General features: G+C 71.5%; 17 protein-coding genes. 8 read left to right on the top strand and 9 right to left on the bottom strand.

What is annotated here, in order from left to right; genetic code table 11:
* Window positions 1-52: 52 nt before the first annotated feature.
* Window positions 53-2,476, top strand: a complete 2,424-nt coding sequence (locus AB0H83_RS11980; protein WP_360091064.1) for a choice-of-anchor D domain-containing protein — start codon at window positions 53-55, stop codon at window positions 2,474-2,476.
* Between the two features lie 204 nt (window positions 2,477-2,680).
* On the opposite strand, the gene AB0H83_RS11985 is transcribed toward AB0H83_RS11980, so the two are convergent.
* From AB0H83_RS11985 to AB0H83_RS12025, 9 genes are all read right to left on the bottom strand, one after another.
* Window positions 2,681-3,289 carry a hypothetical protein gene (locus AB0H83_RS11985; RefSeq protein WP_360090994.1) on the bottom strand — a complete coding sequence of 203 codons (609 nt, stop codon included), beginning with the start codon at window positions 3,287-3,289 and terminating at the stop codon, window positions 2,681-2,683.
* Between the two features lie 140 nt (window positions 3,290-3,429).
* Window positions 3,430-4,539 carry an enolase C-terminal domain-like protein gene (locus AB0H83_RS11990; protein WP_360090997.1) on the bottom strand — a complete coding sequence of 370 codons (1,110 nt, stop codon included), beginning with the start codon at window positions 4,537-4,539 and terminating at the stop codon, window positions 3,430-3,432.
* Window positions 4,536-7,568, bottom strand: coding sequence for an FAD-binding and (Fe-S)-binding domain-containing protein (locus AB0H83_RS11995; RefSeq protein WP_360091067.1), 3,033 nt, complete (start codon window positions 7,566-7,568; stop codon window positions 4,536-4,538). Before AB0H83_RS11995 ends, AB0H83_RS11990 begins: the two co-directional genes overlap by 4 nt.
* A gap of 5 nt (window positions 7,569-7,573) precedes the next feature.
* Window positions 7,574-9,334, bottom strand: coding sequence for a thiamine pyrophosphate-dependent enzyme (locus tag AB0H83_RS12000; RefSeq protein WP_360091000.1), 1,761 nt, complete (start codon window positions 9,332-9,334; stop codon window positions 7,574-7,576).
* Window positions 9,335-9,798: 464 nt separating this feature from the next.
* Window positions 9,799-10,737 (bottom strand): nitroreductase, encoded by a 939-nt coding sequence (locus AB0H83_RS12005; protein WP_360091003.1) that lies wholly within the window; start codon window positions 10,735-10,737, stop codon window positions 9,799-9,801.
* Window positions 10,738-11,352: 615 nt separating this feature from the next.
* Complete coding sequence (locus tag AB0H83_RS12010) at window positions 11,353-12,081, bottom strand: GAF and ANTAR domain-containing protein (protein ID WP_360091006.1); 729 nt, start codon at window positions 12,079-12,081, stop codon at window positions 11,353-11,355.
* Between the two features lie 40 nt (window positions 12,082-12,121).
* Entirely contained in the window at window positions 12,122-12,778 is a 657-nt protein-coding gene (locus AB0H83_RS12015; RefSeq protein ID WP_360091009.1) for a GAF and ANTAR domain-containing protein, read from the bottom strand.
* A 173-nt stretch (window positions 12,779-12,951) separates the two neighbouring features.
* Entirely contained in the window at window positions 12,952-13,416 is a 465-nt protein-coding gene (locus AB0H83_RS12020) for a DUF5994 family protein (protein WP_360091070.1), read from the bottom strand.
* Between the two features lie 21 nt (window positions 13,417-13,437).
* On the bottom strand, window positions 13,438-14,469 hold the full coding sequence (locus AB0H83_RS12025) for an acyl-CoA desaturase (RefSeq protein WP_360091012.1): 1,032 nt from the start codon (window positions 14,467-14,469) through the stop codon (window positions 13,438-13,440).
* Between the two features lie 587 nt (window positions 14,470-15,056).
* On the opposite strand from AB0H83_RS12025, the gene AB0H83_RS12030 reads away from it, so the two are divergent.
* The 7 genes from AB0H83_RS12030 to AB0H83_RS12060 all read left to right on the top strand — a co-directional run bounded on the left by AB0H83_RS12030 (window position 15,057) and on the right by AB0H83_RS12060 (window position 20,386).
* A complete protein-coding gene (locus AB0H83_RS12030) occupies window positions 15,057-15,308 on the top strand; it encodes a hypothetical protein (RefSeq protein ID WP_360091015.1) in 252 nt (83 codons plus the stop codon).
* A 227-nt stretch (window positions 15,309-15,535) separates the two neighbouring features.
* Window positions 15,536-16,666 (top strand): glycosyltransferase, encoded by a 1,131-nt coding sequence (locus AB0H83_RS12035; RefSeq protein WP_360091018.1) that lies wholly within the window; start codon window positions 15,536-15,538, stop codon window positions 16,664-16,666.
* Window positions 16,663-17,673: a glycosyltransferase gene (locus AB0H83_RS12040; RefSeq protein ID WP_360091021.1), complete on the top strand. Its 1,011-nt coding sequence runs from the start codon at window positions 16,663-16,665 to the stop codon at window positions 17,671-17,673. Before AB0H83_RS12035 ends, AB0H83_RS12040 begins: the two co-directional genes overlap by 4 nt.
* A 263-nt stretch (window positions 17,674-17,936) precedes the next feature.
* Window positions 17,937-18,452 (top strand): inorganic diphosphatase, encoded by a 516-nt coding sequence (locus AB0H83_RS12045; RefSeq protein ID WP_360091024.1) that lies wholly within the window; start codon window positions 17,937-17,939, stop codon window positions 18,450-18,452.
* A 173-nt stretch (window positions 18,453-18,625) separates the two neighbouring features.
* The gene (locus AB0H83_RS12050; RefSeq protein WP_360091027.1) at window positions 18,626-19,486 is read left to right on the top strand and encodes a sigma-70 family RNA polymerase sigma factor; all 861 of its coding nucleotides are present in this window, start codon (window positions 18,626-18,628) and stop codon (window positions 19,484-19,486) included.
* Window positions 19,487-19,693: 207 nt separating this feature from the next.
* Window positions 19,694-20,128: a hypothetical protein gene (locus AB0H83_RS12055; protein ID WP_360091030.1), complete on the top strand. Its 435-nt coding sequence runs from the start codon at window positions 19,694-19,696 to the stop codon at window positions 20,126-20,128.
* Between the two features lie 102 nt (window positions 20,129-20,230).
* Complete coding sequence (locus AB0H83_RS12060) at window positions 20,231-20,386, top strand: hypothetical protein (RefSeq protein WP_360091033.1); 156 nt, start codon at window positions 20,231-20,233, stop codon at window positions 20,384-20,386.
* The last annotated feature ends 108 nt before the right edge of the window (window positions 20,387-20,494 follow it).

A 20,494-nucleotide genomic window follows, 5' to 3' on the forward strand; every position in this document is an offset into this window, starting at 1 on the left:
TCCAGCGCGATCGACATCCAACGGGGACCACATGCGCACAATTCGCGCCTTGATGATCTGCGCCATCACACTCCTGCTGTCGCTCACCGTGGCGCCCGGTGCCGCACACGCGGCCCAGGCGCCGGCGGCTCCGTACACGGCACTCACGATGCACTTCGAGGGCTGGGGCTATATCGACGGAAGCTTCTCCTACGAGGCGTCCCGCAACACGCTCGAGGTCTACCAGCAGACCCCGAACGGTTACGCGCTGATGATGCGCGGATTCAACGGCAGCCACTGGCACCTCCTGGACGTGACGCCACCGATCGGGACCCGGTTCACCGCCGGGACGTCGTACCCGGCCCAGCCCGCCTTCAGCCCGTTGGCGCACACAACGGTGCTCAATGTCAGCGGTGACGGCCAGGGCTGCGACTACTACGGGACGCCCGGCACGCTGAACGTCGCCCAGGCGGACTACGACGACGCGACGGGGAAGTTCACCGCCTTCGCGGCGAGCTACTCGATGCCCTGCGGGGGCGACAGGGTCGCCAAGGGAGAGATCCGCTTCCAGTCCGGCCTCGGCTACCAGGCCACCGACAACTGGGAGTCCCGGGCGCAGCTGGGCCCGCAGCCGGCGGGCCAGGCGGGCACGCCGCAGGACCTCACCGTCGCGGTGAACGGCACGCAGCCGACCACCTTCGGCGCGGCGGCGCTGTCCGGGGCGAACCCGGGTGCGTTCCAGATCTCGGCGAACACCTGCTCAGGCAGGACCCTCTCCTACGGTGAAACCTGCACGCTGAGCATCACACCGAAGGTTTCGGCGCTCGGCGAGCAGACCGCGCAGCTGACCTTGGCCGAGGACTCGGCGGCCGGCCGCCTCACCTGGCTGCTGTCGCTGACCGGCTTCGATCCGCGCGACACCACGCCCTCCTCGGCGTACTTCGATCTCGGCCCGGTCCCCATGTACGACACGTCGGCGCCGAAGACGATGACGCTGACCGGAGCGGGCATGCTGCCGATCACCTTCGGCAAGGCGTCGCTCACCGGCCCGAACCCGGACTTCTTCAAGATCACGGACGACGACTGCTCGTTCAAGACGCTGGCCAAGGGCCAGACCTGCTCGATCACCGCGGTCGCCCGGCCGACCACGAACGGGCCGGCCGGCGCGGTGATCTCCCTGCCCGACGACAGCTTCGCCGGCTCGACCCAGCTCAGCCTGAGCGTCAACGGGTTCAACGATCACCGCGGCACCTACACCCCGCTGCCGCCCTCCCGCGTCATGGACACCCGCTCGGGCACGGGGGTGCGCAAGGGCACGGTCGGCCCGAACAACGTGGTGAGCCTGCAGATCGTCATGCCCTCGGACGCCTCGGCCGTGGTGCTCAACGTGACCGCCACCGAGGCCGCCGCCGGCGGGTACGTCACGGTGTACCCGACGGGCGTGGCCCGCCCGACCGCGTCCTCGCTCAACTACACCAAGGGCTGGACCGGGGCGAACTCGGTCACCGTGCAGCTCGGTGCCAACGGCAGGGTGGACTTCTACAACGCCGGCGGTCCGGTGCACCTCATCGCGGACGTGTACGGCTACTACTCGAAGGGTCGCGACACGAGCCCGGGCCCCATTTGCGTGGGCTGCGGAAGGTACTACCCGCTGGCGCAGCCGGTCCGCCTCACCGACACCCGGGACTGGGGGGTCGGCCGGGTCCCGGGCGGCTACTACGTCAACGCTGTCGCCTCCTGGAACACCACCATCAACCCGCACGTCCGCGCGTTCGCGGTCAACGTCACCGCCACCGACACGATCGGGGGCGGCTACCTGACCGCCTGGAACGGGTGGCCGGGAAGCCTGCCCGACACGTCGACGCTGAACTACACGCCGAAGGCCACGGTGCCGAACTTCGCCGTGGTGCCGACGACCGGTTGCAGCGAGTGCGGCAGCGCCAACGAGTTGCCGTCGATCGGCGTGTACACCAGCGCCGGCGCGCACATCATCGTCGACATCGTCGGGTTCTACGACGACGGCTGGCTGCCCGACGGGCTGCGGTTCTCGCCGAGCGTGCCGACCCGGATCGCGGACACCCGCGACGGGCTGGGCTGGCCGTCGCGGCTCGGCCCGGGCGCCACAGCGTCGATCGCGGCACCGGGTTCGGTCACGAACGCCGACACGCGGGCGCTGGCGACCAACGTGACCGCCGTGCTGCCGACCACGGCCACGTACCTGACGGTCTGGCCGAGCGGAGCCGTGAGGCCGAACACGTCCAACCTCAACCCGACCGCCGGGTCGATCGTGCCCAACGCGGTGCAGACCATGATCGGCACAGACGGCAAGTTCAACGTCTTCAACGCCGGCGGCTCCTGCGACGTGGTCGTGGACGTCGTCGGCACCTTCTACCAGTACCCGCCTTCGGCACCATCCAGCTGGAACACCTCCTCGGCGAGCCCGGCCGGGGTGGTGCCTGCGGCGCAGTCACCGGCGCGCGTCAAACAGCTGCGGTAGCAGTGGCCGCCGCAGGTCGGCGGCAGGGTTTGGTGAAGCTGGAACCGTTGCAGAACAACGGTTCCAGCTTCACTGCATATTGGGACACCACGGGCGGCCTCGGCCGGGTTCAGTCCAGCGCACGACCGAGGAAGGCCTGCAGGCGGCGGTGCGAGCGCACCGGCGACCGTGACGACGATGCCCGCACCGCCGTCGTCCTTCCCGTCAGAGGATGCGACTGATGTCGGTGACCAGGCCGACCAGGGCCACGCCGGCGAGCAGGGTCAGCGCGGCCCTGGCAGTCCAGGCGACCGGCGCCGGCATCCGTTGCCAGACGGTCTGGTCGCTGCCGATCCAGCGGTCGCCGAGCCAGGTGACGAGGATGGTCGCGAGCAGCGGGACGCTGAGCGTGAGGGCAACGGCGACGAGCGGCGGGTCGAGCACAACGAAGTCGACACCGTCGCTGTGCACCATCATCCTCCCGATGACGAGGGTCGCCCCGAGCGGCAGGCTGACCCGCTGCCACCACGGCGGACCGAAGCGCAGACCCCGGACGGCGAACCAGACCAGCCCGCCGATCACGCCGAGGACGGCGCCAACCATCAGGAGGTTGCGCGTGCCGGCGAAGGTGAACTGGCCCATGACGAAGCCGTCATCGCTGATGATCCCAGTTGCCCGGGGGTGGTTCAGGCGGGCCAGGACAAGCATGAACAGCCGCCCGCCGATGCCTCCGGCGACCAGCCCGGCGATGCCGCCGGCCAGGGCGGCGACGCCCAGGCGACGGGCCCATTCGATGCCACTGGCCAGTGTGAATGTCTGTTGCTGCGGGGTCATGCCAACGCCTTCCGGTGATCAGAGCCAGTGATCGTAGTTTCTTGATCACATACCTCGGTGTCGGCTTCGAGCAGCAGGCCCGTCCGCTGCTCGACAGATGCGGCGGCGGGCATGACCGGCAAGGGCGGAAAAGACCCCGGTCAGCCGATCCGGTGCGGCTGCGCGCGGGCCTGGCTGAGGACCAGGCCGTGCCCCGGGGTGGACAGGTCCGGCGTGAGCGTGCCGCCGTGGTCCGGTGCGGCGGCGCCCTCGAAGAGCATCGACTCGATGCGGGCGTGGTCGTGGAACCATTCCAGGTGGCGGAGGTTGGGGGTGGCCGCGGCGACGTCGAGGTGCAGGTGCGGGGCGCAGTGGCCGGAGATCTGCAGGCCCCCGGCGGCGGCGAGTGCGGCGATGTTGCGCCACTCGGTGATGCCGCCGCAGCGGGTGACGTCGGCCTGAAGGCAGTCGACCGCCCCGGCGCCGATCATCTTCGCGAAGTAGGGCAGGTGGTAGCCGTACTCGCCGGCGGCCACGTCCGGGGTGACGGCGTCGCGGACCTGGCGCAGTCCGTCGAGGTCGTCGGAGGAGACCGGCTCCTCGAACCAGGTGATGTCGTGTTCGGCGGCGGCGTGTGCGACCCGGATGGCCTGCTTGCGGGCGTACCCGCCGTTGGCGTCGACGTAGAGCTCCGCGGCCGGGCCGATGAGCTGCCGGGCGTGGCGGATGCGGCTCAGGTCCCGCGTCACGTTGGTGCCCCAGGATTCGCCGATCTTCATCTTGACGCGTGGGATGCCCTGCTCGTGGACCCAGCCGCCGAGCTGCGCAGCGAGTTGCTGCTCGTCGTAGGTGGTGAAGCCGCCGCTGCCGTAGACGGGTACGGCGGGGTGCACGACGCCGAGCAGCCGGGCCAGGGGCAGGTCGAGGAGGCGGGCCTTGAGGTCCCACAGGGCGATGTCGACGGCGGAGATGGCGGTGGCGGCGATGCCGGGCCGGCCGATGTTGCGCACGGCCCGCTGCATCGTCTGGTAGGCCGCGGTCACGTCGAGGGCGCACCCGCCGGTGACCACGGGGGCGAGGGTCTGCTCAACGAGCTGAGCGGCGGCGGGCGCGGTGTAGCTGGCGCCCAGCCCGGTCCGTCCACCGCCGGAGACGGTGACGACCACCATGGTCGTCGAGTCCCACGCGATGGTCCCGTCGGCCTCGGGTGCGTCGGTGGGGATCCGGTACACCGCGGCGCTGACCCCCTCGACCGGTGCCTCGACGGTCATGACCGCACGGCCCTCGCCTCGGGCCGCACCGACAGTGCGCGCTCGGGCCGCTCGCCCGCCGGCACGCCGCGCAGCGCCGCGTTGACCACCTCCGCGAGGTGCAGCGCGTGCCGGCCGGTGCCGGCCTCCTCGATCTGGGTACGGCAGGAGAACCCGTCGGCGAGGATCAACGTGCCGGCCGCGGCGGCCCGGACGGCCGGCAGCAGCACCTGCTCCCCGACGGCGAGCGAGACCTCCCGGTGGTCCGGGGTCATGCCGAAGTCGCCGGCCAGTCCGCAGCAGCCGGACGCCAGGTGCTCGACGTCGAGCCCGGCCCGGCGTTGCAGCTCCTTGTCGGCGTCGTACCCGAGGACGGCGTGATGGTGGCAGTGCGTCTGGCTGATCGCGTGCGGCCGGCCGCCGTGCTCGGCGCGCAGCTCGGGAAGGCGGACGTCGTGGTCGTCGACGAGCAGTTCGGCGAGGGTACGGGTCTGCTTGCGCAGCCGCAGCACGTCCTGGTCATGGCCGAGCAGGTCCAGCGCGTCGCCGCGGAACACCGCCGTGCACGACGGCTCCAGCCCGAGCACCGGTACGCCCGCCCGCAGCCACGGCGCGAGCACGTCCGTGGTGCGCCGCAGCACCCGGCGGGCGACGCCCAGCTGGCCGGTGGAGATCCAGGTCAGCGCGCAGCACACCGGTCCGCGGGGCAGCTCCACCCGGAAGCCGAGTGCCTCCAGCGCCCCGACGGCCGAGGCGGCGATGCCTGGCGACAGGTACGTGGTGAACGTGTCCGGCAACAGCAGGACCGTGCCGCGCTCGCCGCTGCCGCCCGGCTTCCGGCTCCGGAACCAGCGGGGGAAGCTGGCCCCGGCGAAGCGCGGCACGTCGCGGCGCGGATCAATGCCGCCGAGCCGCTTGACGAGCCCGCCGAGCAGGGGTGCGTGGGTGGCGGCGTTGACCAGCGGCGCGACCGGCACCGCCAGGCGGGCCGCCATCGGCAGCCAGCCCAACGAGTAGTGCGACCGGGGCCGTACCCGCCCGGCGTAGTGGTGGGCGAGGAACTCGGCCTTGTAGGTGGCCATGTCCACGTGCATCGGGCAGTCGCGCTTGCAGCCCTTGCAGGCCAGGCACAGGTCGAGCGCCTCGGCGACCGGCTCCTCCCGCCAGCCGCCGGTGACGGTCTCGCCGCGCAGCATCTCGAACAGCAGCCGGGCTCGCCCCCGGGTCGAGTGCCGCTCCTCGCGGGTGACCTGGTAGCTGGGGCACATGACGCCCTTGTCCGGCTCCGGCCGGCGGCACTCACCCACGCCGGCGCAGCGCAGCGCGGCCCGGGCGAAGCTGCCGGCGTCGTCGGCGTACCGGAAGAAGGTGGCCGGCTCGGCCGGGGCGTAGCTGGGGCCGAGACGCAACTGGCCGTCGAGCGGGTTGGCGTGCACCACCTTGCCGGGGTTCATCCGGTTGTCCGGATCGAAGATCGCTTTGAACTCCTCGAACGCCCGGACCACGTCCGCGCCGTACATCCGGTCGAGCAGCTCGCCCCGGGCCTGGCCGTCGCCGTGCTCACCGGAGTACGAGCCGCCGTGGCGCGAGACGAGGCCTGCGGCGTGCTCCACGAATGCGCGGAAGTCGCGCACGCCCCGCGCGGTCACCAGGTCGAACGGGATCGAGGTGTGCAGGCAGCCGTCGCCGAAGTGGCCGTACAGGCTGGCGGCGTCGTAGCCGTAGCGGTGCAGCAGGGCGGTGAAGTCGCGCAGGTAGTCGCCCAGCCGCTCGGGCGGGACGGCCGAGTCCTCCCAGCCGGGCCAGGTGTCCGGGCCCCCGCCGGGGGTACGGGCGGTGGCGCCGAGTCCGGCCTCGCGGACCGCCCACAGCTGCTCCCGGTGCTTCGGGTCGTCGAACACCTTCGCCTCGTCGTGGCCGAGCTCGCGCAGCATGTCGTGGATGTGGCCGGTGGCCTCCGCGACGGTGTCGGCGCCGAAGTCGGCCATCAGCCAGGCCGCGCCGCGACCGGTGCTGTGCCGCGGCTCGGGCAGCAGCCGCAGCGCCTCCGGTTGCATGTGCTCCTCGCCCTCGTAGCGCACGAGCTTGTCGTCCAGGCCCTCCAGGGCTATCGGGGAGTACCGGTTGACCACCGGCACCGCGTCGGCGGCCGCGGCGATGTCCGGAAACGCCATCAGCACCAGTGCGTGCGCCTTGGGCTCCGGCAGCAGGCGCAGTTCGGCCCGCAGCACGGTCACGCAGGTGGACTCGGTGCCGACCAGCGCCTGGGCCAGGTTGCAGCCGTGCTCGGGCAGCAGCGCCGGCAGGTTGTACCCGGAGATGCGCCGCGGCAGCACGGGAAAGGCCCGGATCCGCTCGGCGTACCGGTCGCGCAGGTCCCGCACCGCGCGGTGGATCTCGGCGGGGCGGCCGCCAGCGGCCTGGATGCGGGTGTACTCCTCGTCGCTCGTCGCGCCGACCCACATCCGGACCCCGTCGTAGGTGAGGATCTCCAGCCGCTCGACGTTGGCGGCGGTGGTGCCGCTCCACTGCGCCGTCGAGCCGCACGAGTTGTTGCCGAGCATCCCGCCGATCGTGCAGTGGCTGTGTGTGGCCGGTTTCGGCCCGAAGACCAGCCGGCCGTGCGGCCGGGTGGCGGCGTTGAGCCGGTCCAGCACGATGCCCGGCTGGACGATCGCGCGGCACCGCTCGGCGTCGATCGACTCCACCTCGTGCAGGTACCGGGAGAAGTCGAGCACCACGGCGACGTTGCAGCACTCGCCGGCCAGGCTGGTGCCGCCGCCGCGGGAGAGCACCGGCGCGCCGTACTCCCGGCAGGTGGCCACGGTGGCGACCACGTCGTCGAGGGTGCGCGGCAGCACCACCCCGATCGGCACCTGCCGGTAGTTGGAGGCGTCGGTGGCGTAGAGGGCCCGGGTGCCGTCGTCGAACCGGACATTGCCCCGGACGCGGCCACGCAGGGCGCTCGTCAGCTCGCCGGCGTCGACGGGGACACCGCCGCCGGCACGGGCGGCACGGACCCGGGGATTGGGCAGGAGGGTCGTCATCAGTCCTCCTAGAGCTGCTGGATCTTGTCCTTGAACAGGGTCGTGGCGATCGACGCCTTGTGCGGCTGGCCGTGCAGGAAGGACTGGGCGAACTTCTTCGCCTGCTCGTAGCTGACCTTGCCAGGCATCGGCGGCTCGTCCGGGTCCACGGCCACGTCCACCAGCGCCGGTCCCGCGTGGGTGAACGCCTCCACCAGCGTTGGGCCCAGGTCGCCGGACTTCTCCACGCGCGCGCCGAAGCCACCGCAGCCGCGTGCCCAGGCGGCGAAGTCCGGATGCGGGTCGCCGAAGCGCACGCCGTGCTCCGGGAAGCCGAGCACCATCTGCTCCCACAGGATCTGCCCGAGGGCGTTGTTGTTGTTGATCACCACCTTGATCGGCAACCTGTACCGGCATGCGGTGTGGAACTCGGCCATGAGCATCGCGAAGCCACCGTCGCCCTGGTAGGCGATGACCTGGCGGCCCGGGTACGCGTGCTGGATGGCGATCGAGTACGGCAGGCCGGGCGCCATGGTGGCGAGGTTGCCCGACAGGTAGAACTCGCGGCCGCCACGGATGCTCCAGTGCCGCGCCGCCCAGGTGGCGATCGTGCCGGAGTCACAGCACAGCACCGCGTCCTCGTGCGCCATGTCGTCAAGGCAGCAGGCGAGGTACTGCGGGGCGATCGGGTCCCGCTCGCCGTTCTCCAGCGCCCGCATCTTCGCGTTCCAGTCGCGCATCTGCGCCTGGTACTTCTCCAGGTGCGACCGGTCGGTGCGCCGCTGCAGACGGGGCAGCAACGCCTCCAGCGTCGCGGCCACGTCGCCGACGAGCGGCACGTCGGTCGGCAGGCGCACGCCCGCCCGGGTCTCCTCGATCTCGACCTGGACGACCTTGACCGTCCCCGCCTCCGGCAGGTGCTTGGTGTACGGGAAGTTGGTGCCCAGCATCACCAGCGTGTCGATGTCGCCCATCAGCTCCTCGCTGGGCGCGGTGCCGAGCAGCCCGATCCCGCCGGTGGTGTACGGCGAGTCGTCGGCGAGCACCATCTTGCCCGGCAGCGTCTTGACCACCGGGGCGCCGATCGTCTCGGCCAGCCGCTCGACCAGCGCACCCGCCCCCCGCGCGCCGACCCCGACGAGGATGGCCGCCTTCCGCGACGCGGCGAGCACCTCCGCCGCCCGGGCCACGTCCTCGTCGCGCGGGCGGACCGGCGGGGACAGGTACACCGCGGCGACGGCCGGCGAGCTGGCCGGCGCGACATGCTGGTACGGGTCGGCACCGGCCGGGGCGACCTGGATGTCGTTCGGCACGCACAGGTGCGCCACCCCGCGCCGGGCGTACGCGTGCCGGATCGCGAGGTCGACCAGCGCCGGCAGCTGCTGCGGGTTGACCACGAGCTGGTTGTAGACGCTGACGTTCTCGTACAGCTGGGTCAGGTCCACCTCCTGCTGATAGCCGGTACCCAGTACCGACGTCTCCTGCATCCCGGTGATCGCCAGCACCGGCGCGTGGTCGAGCTTGGCGTCGTACAACCCGTTGGCCAGGTGGATCCCGCCCGGCCCCGACGTGGCGAGGCAGACGCCGATCCTCCCGGTAGCTTTGGCGTACGCCGTGGCCATGAACGCCGCCGCCTCCTCGTGGTGCACCAGGACGAAGCGCACCCGGTCAGCGTTGCGCCGCAGCCCTTCCATGATCCCGTTGATGCCGTCGCCGGGAATGCCGAACACCGTGTCCACACCCCAGTCGGCGAGGCGCGCGATGAGTACCTCAGACGTGATCGTTTCCATGTGACGTCGGTCCTTTCCGCTGGCCGGCTGGCGTTGCCTGGCCGGGGTTGCGGGGTCAGTCCGCCCAGCTGCCCGTCGTCCTCGATCCGCACCGGCATCTGCTGTACGACCACGCCGGCACCACCGGCCGGGTCCCGGGCCAGCACTGGGCACCGGGCTGGAGCACCAACCGCTCCCCGATACATGCGTCCCTACCCCCGTCACCCGGGCAAAACCGGCACCGCCGGACTCGCGAGCGCCGGGGCGTCCGTGCTGGTTTGGTGCAGGTTGTGCTCGACGGTTGCGCTACGTCCGATCGCATCAGGAACACAACGCCATCTCGACGCCCAACCGCGCGGTCGACGGCCTGGCCTGACCACTCATCGATGTTGTCACTCAATGTGATGACTCCTGCACCTGCTGGGAATCAGGACGTCCGAAGATCACTTCGGTCTGCTAGCCAGGGGGAAGGGGTCCGGCGTTGGTTATCTCGTCGCTACGACCTCGATGACCTCGTCGTATGGGAGGCGCGGTGTCAGCGGTGCCGCCGGGGCGCTCTCGTTCACCCCGAGCCGGACGGTCAGCTGTGGATACTCGGCCGGTGCGACCACCTCACGCAGGGTCGCCCGCACATCCGGAGCCTCCACCACATCGCTCATCACCGACGACGCCAGCCCGATGGTCGTGGCGGTGAGCAGGACCGCGCTGAGCGCTTCGCCCGTGCGCAGCCAGTCCGCCCTGGTGTCGTGTGTGGTCGTGAACGCGAGGTAGGTCGTATACCGGTCGTCCCCAGGCCCGGGGGTCAGGCCCGGGGACGCGCCGGGCGCGTCGTCGCCTACCGGTGCGGCCCCCGCCTTCGGCACATCGTCGCGGATCGTTACGTCCGGGCGGGTCGTCCAGATTGGCATCTCGTCCTGATAGCCGGCGACGTGGCGCCCGGCCGTTGACCGTGCGGCGAGGGTGAGGAGGTCCGCCTGTGACGGGTCGAGTGCGTGCGTGCTGACCTCGAACGGTTCGGCGGCGTGGCGCAGCAGGTCGATCACCTCGTCCGGTAGCGGCCCGATGCCCAGGAACGGGCGCTGATCGGTGCAACGTGTGCGCAAGGCATGGTGTAGGCGCATGTCTTCGGCTGTCACCTGGTGGGGCCCGGTCAGCGTCAGTCTGGCGAGCAGGTCCGGATCGGCCGGATCGTTGATCCGTTCGGCTGTGGCGGCGGCGCCGAGGACGGCGAGCACAACGGTGGCATGATGCAGGACCGCACCGCAGCTGATGATCATCGACCGGCCCTGCGGGTCGGCGTCGGTCAACTGGCGCGCGCGGTCCGCGTGCAGTTCGAGAGTGTCGCCGCGGATACGCCAGCGCCACGGCTGGGAGTTCGCGATCGACGGGGCCAGGCAGGCGACACGCGCCGCCTCGTACAACACATCCCGGGCCGACAACGACGCCGGTCGCTGGGTCTCACTCATATTCGCGCCTCCGATCCGGCGTAGCGGGGGTGTTGAGGGCCTTTCGCATGGGCGGCACCACCCGACGCAGCACGACAAGGTCTCGGCGTACCGGGCCCGCCTCGTCGATATGGATGGAATGGCAGAAAAGATGTACGGCCGTCGCGTGAACACGCACGACGCGGCACCCTGCGCTCAACAGTACGTCGCCAACCGGTCTGGACGAGGAGCATGCGGCCGCCCCGGCCACGAGCAGCCCGGTGACCAGCACGATGCCGGGATGTCATCTGTCCGCGCAGCAGCCGTGCACATCGCGCACCGACGGACGGCGGTGCGCTCAGCGGCGCACGTCCGCAGCGGCGGTGTGCTCGGGGCTCGGCAGCGCCACGGCGCCTCCAGGCGCGGTGGTGGGATCGCCCGAGGGATGGGCGCCGAAGGTGTGCCGCGGTGTCCGGGCGGCCCAGTCCGGCCGGGCGGAGTCATCGCCGCCGCAGCCGATCAGGGCGCGGCATACCCCGTAGCGAGGCACGGCAAACGGCGGCCTCGTGCCGAGGTCGCCGGAGGTTTTCCGGGGGTGCCGAACGGGCGGCGGAGTCAGCCGCCTCTCAACTCGTGCAGGCTGCGCATGTCGGTGACGACGCTTCGGGCGACGTCGATGAGACGCAGGTTCGTGCGCCGGGCGTGGGCCCGTAGCAGCTGGAAGGCGTCATCGACGGACACCCCGCGTGCCTGCGCGACGGCTCCCTTGGCCTGCTCGATGACGATCCGGCTGTTCAACGCGCCCTGCAGCTGCTCTGTGAGGACCTCGCTGCGGTGGATGGTCCGCTCCTGCAGCAGGCCGATCGCGGCGACGTCGGCCAGCGCCTGCACGATCCTCACGTCGGATTCGTCGAGCGTTGCCGAGCGGGTGCCGAAGATCCCCATCGCGCCGATCACGTCATTGCGCAGGCGCAGCGGAAACGCGTGCACGGAACGGAAGCCCCCGGCGCTGGCATACGGGCCGAACTGCGGCCACCGGTCGTCGGCCGAGGCCAGGTTGGCGTTGACGACCGGCTCGCCGGTGCGGAACGCGTCCAGGCACGGGCCGTCCTGCCACTGCAGCTGGAACAGCTCCAGCAGCCGCGTCGTCTCGTCGGAGGCGGCCATGAACTGCAGCAGGCCGCGCTCGTCGGCCAGTAGCAGGCCCACCGTCGCGCCGCCGACGAGCGCGGCGGTGCGATGGGCCAGCATCTGCATGAAGTCGATGACGTCGAACTCGTCGACCAGGGTGTCTGCGACCTCGACGAAGATCTCCGCCAGGCGTTGCTCGGATACGGTGGTCATGACAGCTTCCCGGCCCTTCCGTGTTTCGTCGCGGCGGTAATCATGTGTCGTCGGTGTCGAAGCGGAGGCGGCGCGCGACGATGTCCGCGGCCACCTCGCGCACTGACCGGCTCGTGGCGTAGGCGTGAGCCCGGATGCGGGTAAGGGCGTCCGTAAGTGGGATTCCCAGCTGGACCATGACCATGCCCTGCGCCTGGAACAGCTCGGCCCGGCGCTCGAACACATCGCTCCACCCGGGCGTCGCCTGCCCGTGGCTCCCGTCCCGTTCCTGGCCGTCCAGCAGCGCCAGCACCGCCTGCTCGGCGAGCATGAAGGCCTGACCCAGCTCGGCGCGGGACAACGGACCCGGACGGTCCCGGAACACGTCGAGGACGCCGAGCCGCGCCGCGCCCACCTGCAGCGGGAACGCGAACACCGCGCACACGCCCAGCTGCCGCACCGCGGGGGCGTAGACCGGCCATCGGCCTGTCGCCTGCTCTGCGACGTCGGAGACGAGGACCGGCCGGCCGGTCGCGAAGGCGTCGATACACGGGCCTTCCCCGAACGTGAACTGCAGCTCTTCGACCCGCGCGGCGGCGGTGTCCGAGGCCACCGACATACCGTGCAGACCGCTGGCGAGGATCACACTGAGGCCGGCACCGGAGGCCGCCAGCGCCTGGGTGGTGTCGACGCAGATCCGCTCCAGCACCTCAGCCACGGGGGGCACCCCGCGCGAATCCGGGCGCAGCATCCCGGCGGCGGCTTCCTGCCCGGCGTCCGGTCATGGTCACGTCCTTCGAAGCGAAGCGTTTGCGGGACCAGGCACGGCGGATGGAGTAACACTCAACCCTATCGCACTGCGCCGCCGAACGGGCCATGAACAGCGACGGCTCACCCGCGGCCGGCGGCGGCGAGCACCGCCGGACCGCGCAGGCGGTTGGCCGGGTCGGCGGCGGTCGCCATCGCGGAGTGCGCGACGGCCTCCGGCGTGTGGGGTGGCATGACGAGCAGGTCGACCTGATCACCGCTGTCGGTGGTGGCGATGAGCACGGCAGGATCCACGGTGCTGAACCATCCGATCCGGGTCTCCCGCCCGCCCACCCCGAGCCGGCGGAAGCGTCCGTCCCAGGTGGCGCTGGACAGCATCAGCCGGCGGATGTGCCCGTAGCGTTCGTCCAACGCCAGGACGAGCCCTGACAGCTCGACCGCGGCATCGAGCGAGCGGGGCCACCAACCTCCGTCCAGGACGGCCCGGGCGGCGCGCACCGCCGGGAGCGAAAGCCTCGGGCCGAGGGGGACTGCGGTGCGGAGGTCGGCGCGGACGGCATGGGGTACCTCTTCTCGACGTGCATCGATGTGACCGCTCGGCGCCGACGCTCAGACGGGGTCGGGTGCACTTCCGACGGTGTCGAGGTGCCGCAGCACCTCACGCCAGGACCGCCAGAGCGTCGTCTCGCAGTACTCCACGCCGTGCTCGCGGCAGAACTGGCGGATGAGCACCTGGGCCCGGCGCAGGGTCGGGCGCGGCATGCTCGGGAACAGATGATGCTCGATCTGATAGTTGAGCCCGCCCAGCGCCACGTCGATGAACGCGTTGCCCCGGACGTTCCGGGAGGTCAGCACCTGACGGTGGAAGAAGTCCAGGGTGCTGCCGGCCGGCAGGATCGGCATGCCCTTGTGGTTCGGGGCGAACGCGCTGCCCAGGTACACGCCGAACAGCCCCTGGTGGACCACGATGAACACCACCCCCTGCAGGGGGCTGAGCACGAGGAACACCACCGACAGATAGAGCGCCGCGTGCAGGCCCAGCAGGGCGACCTCGGTGCGGCGGCGCTTCATCCGGCGCCCGAACACGGCCACCACGCTGCTGAGGTGCAGGCTCAGCGCCTCCAGCGTCAGCAGCGGCAGGAAGAGGTACCCCTGCCACCTGACGATCGCGGCCCGTGCACCTCGCAGCGGGCGCGCCTGGCCGGCGGTGAACGCCAGCGGCGCCACTACGATGTCCGGATCGGCCCCCTCGGTGTTCGGGTTGGCGTGATGCCGGTTGTGCTTGTCGACCCACCAGCCGAAGCTCAGCCCGATCAGCAGGTTCGCATGGAGCAGACCCGTCACGTCGTTGGCGCGACGGGACCGGAAGATCTGGCGGTGGCCCGCGTCGTGGCCGAGGAACCCGGCCTGGGTGAACAGGACGGCCAGCACCACCGCCGTGCACAGCTGCCACCACGACGGACCGACGAGCACGAACACGGCCCACGTCGCCACGAAGGCGAAGCCGACGACGCCGATACGGACGCCGTAGTAGCCGGGGCGCCGCTCCAGCAGGCCGGCCTGTTTCACCCGGCGCGACAACTGGGCGTACTGGCTGCCGGCGCGCGGCGGCGGGCCGGCAGCAGAGGATTGAACCAGCATGATGTGCGGCTTCCAGATCGACGACAGGACAACACGATGCCGCCGGGGTCCTGGGCCGCACCTCCGACGGTACTCCGTGCCTAGGCAACATGCTCGTCACAAGCCGTTTCGCGGCCTCGACCCGGCGTACGCCGGAGGGACCGCGATTTCCTTGACCGGCGGCATTTCGACGGCCATGGCGGCCGACCGGGGTGATCGGCTGCAGCGCATCGACGCGCGTTCGCACGGGGACATCCCAGAGCTCCCGGGCGGCACCGCGGTGCCGCCCGGGAGCCCTCCCCCCGGATGCGAAGAAGGTCAGCAGGGCGAGGCTGCGAGCGCAGCCGGAACCTCCCGGCCGACCGGGGTGCGGTGCGTCATGGAGCCTCCCGTCCACTCGCGGCGGCGCCTCGTCATCGGGCCGGCGCCACCGGGGACCGGGGTGGCATCGAAGAGGCCTGACGCTACCACTGCCCAGCCACCGGCGCACCACCCTCGGCGCGGCACAGCGGCGTAGGATGACAGTGCCGCCCAAGACCTCGGCAAACCGAGGCCCTGCGTCCATTTTGGACGGTCCGCGACATCGTGACTCGTCGAAGGGGCGCGCCATGACGATCGATCATCCGACCTGCCTGCTGTACCTGCTGACCGCGGGCCGGGAGAAGGAGCTTGTGCTGCGGGTGCACGGCACCGAGCTCACGACCGAGCATCTCACCACGTGGATGACCGAGGAGACCGTGCACGCGCTGACGGTCTCGCGGTTCGGTGACGACGAGACCTCGACGCTGCTGCTCAACTTCCGCCACGTGGTGGGCGCGCGGCTCGCTCCCTACAGCGAAACGCGCACCGGATCGTTCTGACGGCCGCGTGCTACGGTCGGCAGCGTTGACCCGTCTCGATTCATTTCTGCTCCGGGTCGTCGGCGGCGGATCGTCGCCGTCATGGTGCTCGCATCGAATGACCAGCGCCGGGTAGTCTTCTGCGCTCGCCGGCCGGCGCCGCACCCGCCACGAAAGGTGGGTTTCATGCCAACGACGCACGGCGACCGCAGTGTCCATACCGGTCCCAGGTCGGCCGGTCTTCGACGATGACGATCTCCTACGGGTTCCTGAGCACGTACCCGCCGACCCAGTGCGGGCTGGCGACGTTCACGGCGTCGCTGCTGCGCGCGCTCACCTCACCGGCTGGTGGGGACCGCGCGGGCGTCGTGCGCGTGGTCGAGGCGCCCACCTGGGCGGACCGCCCCGAAGTGGTCGCGCAGCTGATGCTGCACTCCACCGACAGTGAAGGGCCGGCCGTCGACGCGCTCGAGCGCCACGACGTCGCGATCGTCCAGCACGAGTACGGCATCTACGGCGGCGCCGACGGCGAGGACCTGCTGCCCGTGCTGTGCCGGCTGCGGATCCCCGTGATCGTGGTGCTGCACACCGTGCTGGGCCGGCCCACGGTGCACCAGAAAGCGGTGCTCGAACAGGTCGTCGCGCTCGCCGGCGCGGCCGTCGTCATGACCGCGGCGGCCCGGACGCGGCTGGTCGCGGAGTACGACGTGGACCCGGCCAAGGTTTCCGTCATCCCGCACGGCGCGCCGGAAGGACGGCCGATGCGGCTGCTCAGCGCGCCCGACAAGCCGGTGATCCTGACGTGGGGGCTGCTCGGCCCCGGCAAGGGAATCGAGTGGGCGATCGCCGGGCTGCGGCTGGTCCGCCACCTGGTGCCGCGGCCGCGGTACGTGATCGCCGGCCAGACGCACCCCAAGGTGCTCGCCGAGCAGGGCGAGGCGTACCGCCTCATGCTGTACTCGAGGGTCCGGGCGCTCGGCGTCGCGGGCCTCGTCACATTCGAGCGCGCCTACCTCGAGCAGCACCGCCTCGACCGGCTGATCGAGCGCGCCGACGTGGTGCTGCTGCCGTACGACTCGCCGGACCAGGCCACCTCGGGTGTGCTCGTCGAGGCGCTGGCAGCGCACAAGCCCGTCATCGCCACCACCTTTCCCCACGCCGTGGAGGCGCTCGGCGGCGGCGCCGGCATGCTGGTGCCGCATCGGGACGGCCCGGCGATCGGCGCCGCCCTCAAGCGAGTGCTCACCGAACCCGCCCTCGTCGCCGGCATGCACGACGAGGCCAGCCGCATCGCTCAGCACAGCGGCTGGAGCACCGTCGCCGAGTGCTACCGCGCGCTGGCGGCGACACTGCTGAGCCGGACGCCGGTGTCGCTGTGACCGGCCGGTACCCGCCGCTCTCCTTCGACCACCTACTGCGGCTCAGCGACGACGTCGGGCTGCTCGAGCACGCCGACCACGCCGAGCCCCGGCACCGCCACGGCTACTGCGTCGACGACGTGGCGCGCGGCCTGGTGGTGATCTGCCGGGAGCCGGACCCGTCCGAGCGGCTGCTGCGCCAGGCGGAGATCTACCTCGCCTTCATCGTGCGTGCCCAGTCCTCGCACGGGACGTTCCACAACCGGCTCGGGTACGACCGGCGCTGGCTGGACGAGCCCAGCACCGGCGACTGGTGGGGACGCGCGATGTGGGGGGCCGGCACCGCTGCCGCGCGCAGCCCCCGGCGAGCCGTGCGGGAGACCGCGATGGCGTGCTTCGAACTCGCCACGCGGTGCCGGTCCCGCTGGTCCCGGTCGATGGCGTACGCCGCGCTCGGCGCCGCCGAGATCCTGTCGGTGCGCCCCGATCACACCGGCGCGCGGTGGCTGCTCAACGACGCCGCGGCGACGATCGGCCCGATCCGCGCCGACCCGGGCTGGCCGTGGCCCGAGCCCGGGCTGACCTACGCCAACGCGCTGCTCGCGGATGCCGTGATCGCGGCCGGTCAGCACCTCGGGCGCCCGGCCGTGCTCGCCGACGGGCTGCACATGCTGGACTGGCTGCTGGACCAGGAGACGTTCGACGGGCACCTGTCCTGCACGCCGGTCGGCGGTCGGCGGCCCGGCGAGCGGCCACCCGCGTTCGACCAGCAACCGATCGAGGCGGCCGCCATCGCCGAGGCATGCGCGCGCGCCCTCGACGTCACCGGCGACGCACGGTGGAAGGCCGGACTCGTCTGCGCCGTCGACTGGTTCCTGGGGGACAACGACGGCGGCGTCAGCCTCCGCGATCCGGACACCGGCGGGGGCTACGACGGGCTCACCGCCGGCGGGTACAACGCCAACCAGGGCGCCGAGTCCACCCTGGCCCTACTGGCCACCCTCCAGCACGCCCACCGGCAGGGCTGACCCGCGGCGTCACGGCAGCGCCCGGCGACGGCGCCCGGCCGGCGACGATGCCCTGCGCCGCCCCGGCCGGCGGCGCGGCGCTCGCCGCCGATCAGGCGTACCGTGGGGACGTGCCGCCCGGTCCCGGGCGGCCGCCAGGCTCAGCCGCACCATGAAGGCAGCCATGACCACCGCGAAGTCCAGAGTCCCCGCCGCGCCCGATGTGGCGAGCCGCGCCGAGGAGCCCCCGACCGCACCGCGGTGAGCGGGGAGACGTGGCACACATGGAATTCGACGTGACCATCGAAAGCCCCAAGGGCACCCGCAACAAGTACGAGGTCGACCGGCCCACCGGCCGGATCCGGTTGGACCGCACCCTGTTCACCGCCACGCAGTATCCGGAGGACTACGGCTTCATCGAGGACACCCTCGGTGAGGACACCGACCCGCTCGACGCGCTCGTGCTGGTGCGTGAGGCAACATTCCCGGGGTGCCAGATCCGCTGCCGGGCGTTCGGCATGTTCCGGATGCGCGACGCCAAGGGCGAGGACCCGAAGGTGCTCTGCGTCCCCACCGCCGATCTGCGCCTTGCCTACCTGCAGGACCTCTCGGACCTGGACCCGTTCCACAAGCTGGAGATCCAGCACTTCTTCGAGATCTACGAGAATCTCGAGCCGGACAAGACCATCGACACCGAACACGGCGTCTGGGCCGACCGAGCGGAGGCCGAGGCGGAGGTCACCCGGTCCCGGATGCGCGCCGCGCGGGCCGTGTCCGTCGTGCACGGCCCCGTAGGGTAGCCGCCCGCCGGTGCGTCGCCGGCCGTGGCACCCCGGCGGGGCAGGCTACATGGTGGCCTCCGGGATCGGGTGTCTCCGACGCCAACCGGCGTAGGGTGGGTGTTGCTGCTCCGGACCTCGGCGGCCGGCGGTCCATCCGGGATGGACGTGCGCCCACCGACAGGGGTCTTTCCATGCCATCGACACCGATCGCCATCGCGACCGCCGGACGACCCCGGGCGGGCAAGGTGCCGGGCGCCTCGGCCAGCGTGCAGCAGCTGCTGCACGCCCGGGACTGGTTGCCGGCCGGCGACCCGCTCCGCTCGACACTGCGGACGCAGGCGATTCTCGGCATGCTGCCGATGTCCAACCGGCTGGCGCGGCGGTACGCCGGACGCGGCGAACGCCTCGAAGACCTCGCGCAGGTCGCCGCACTGGCACTGGTCAAGGCCGTCGACGGCTACGACTCGTCGCGGGGCGCATCCTTCGTCGCATACGCCGTGCCCACGATCACCGGCGCGCTCAAACGCCACTTCCGCGACGCCGGATGGGCCATGCGGGTGCCGCGCGCCGTCCAGGAGCTCACCATGCACCTGCGGACCGCCACCGGCGATCTCGAGCAGCTGCACGGCCGCACCCCCACGCCCGCCGAACTCGCCGCACATCTGCATGTCGAGGCGGGCCGGCTGGCCGTCGCGATCGGCGCCAGGGACGTGTACCGCCTCAGCTCGCTCGACACCGGCCTGACCGACGACGGTGCCGGCCTGCTCGACGTGGTCGGCGCCACCGACCCGCGGCTCGCCGCCGTCGACGAGCGCCTTTCGCACGGACTGCTCGGCCGGCTGGTCGCAACGCTGCCGGTCCGTGAGCAGCGCATCCTGGCCATGCGGTTCACCGACGAGATGACCCAGGCGTCCATCGCCGGCGAGCTGGGCATCTCGCAGATGCACGTGTCCCGGCTGCTGCGACGCTCCTTGCACGAGCTGCGGTCCGGCATCGGGAACCCGTCCGGCGCGGTCCCCGAGCCGCCACGGCCGGTCACGCTCAGGCGATGAGGAGGCACCATCGACCCACCGCCACCCAGGCGATCCTTGGCGTCGTCTCTTCGGTCCGGACCGCATGGCCGCTGGTCGCGTGATTCGCGATGCCCGACTTCGAAGTGCTGCACGGATCGAACTGACCGAGTAGCGTGACGATCGCACACGGCAGCCGCCCCAGACCCCGGTGGCGAGGCGGTCACGTCTCGAACCGAGGGAGTCGTCGTGACATTCCGGACATATCGCGCTCAGCCTCGACATGTCAACCCTGTCAACACCAACGGGCTGGCCGCCCTCATGATCCGGATCGCGCGCGCAGATCGGGCCGCGTTCGCCAGGCTGCACGCGCAACTGCGCCCGGGATTGGCCACGCACGTAGCCACGGTGCCGCTCGGGCCGGCCGACGTCGCTGCCGTCACCAACGCCACATTCATCGAGGTCTGGCGGCTGGCCGGGCGCTCCCCCGAGCGTGAGACCGACGCCGTCGGGTGGATCTACGCCATTGCCGCCAGGCGCGCCGGGGACCGTTGGGCCGCCCGTATGGCCGTAGCGTTGGAGGACGAACAGCCGATGGATCTGCGGGCGATGTTTGATCGGCAGATCCAGATGGAGTTGGACACGCTGCTCGCACGCTCCGCGGGCGCCGGTCATGACCGTTGAGGCACCCGGCGACCGGATGGATCTACCGGTTCCGGCGTCGTGGCACCTGAGCCGGGACAGGGCTGCGGGCCGCTCGATGGTCTCGGCGCGGGTGACCGCGGGATGCTCCTGATACGTGCCCTGAGTGACGTGGTGGAGTGGTTTCCTGTCCAGCCGCAGATCTACCTGATGGGCAACCCGCTGCTGCGTGAGCCGCTCGCCCCGGAGCGGGTCAAGCCGCGGCTGCTCGGGCACTGGGGCGCGGCGCCGGGCAGCTGATGGCCCCGGCCCGCGGCCATGTCGCCGGCCTGCGCTGCCCGCATTGTCTCGGCGCATAGCAGGGAGTAGCGTCAGCGACACGACGTCGGCCTCGACGCCTGACTGCCT

The organism is Dactylosporangium sp. NPDC050688 (assembly GCF_040654515.1).
GTDB lineage: Bacteria > Actinomycetota > Actinomycetes > Mycobacteriales > Micromonosporaceae > Dactylosporangium.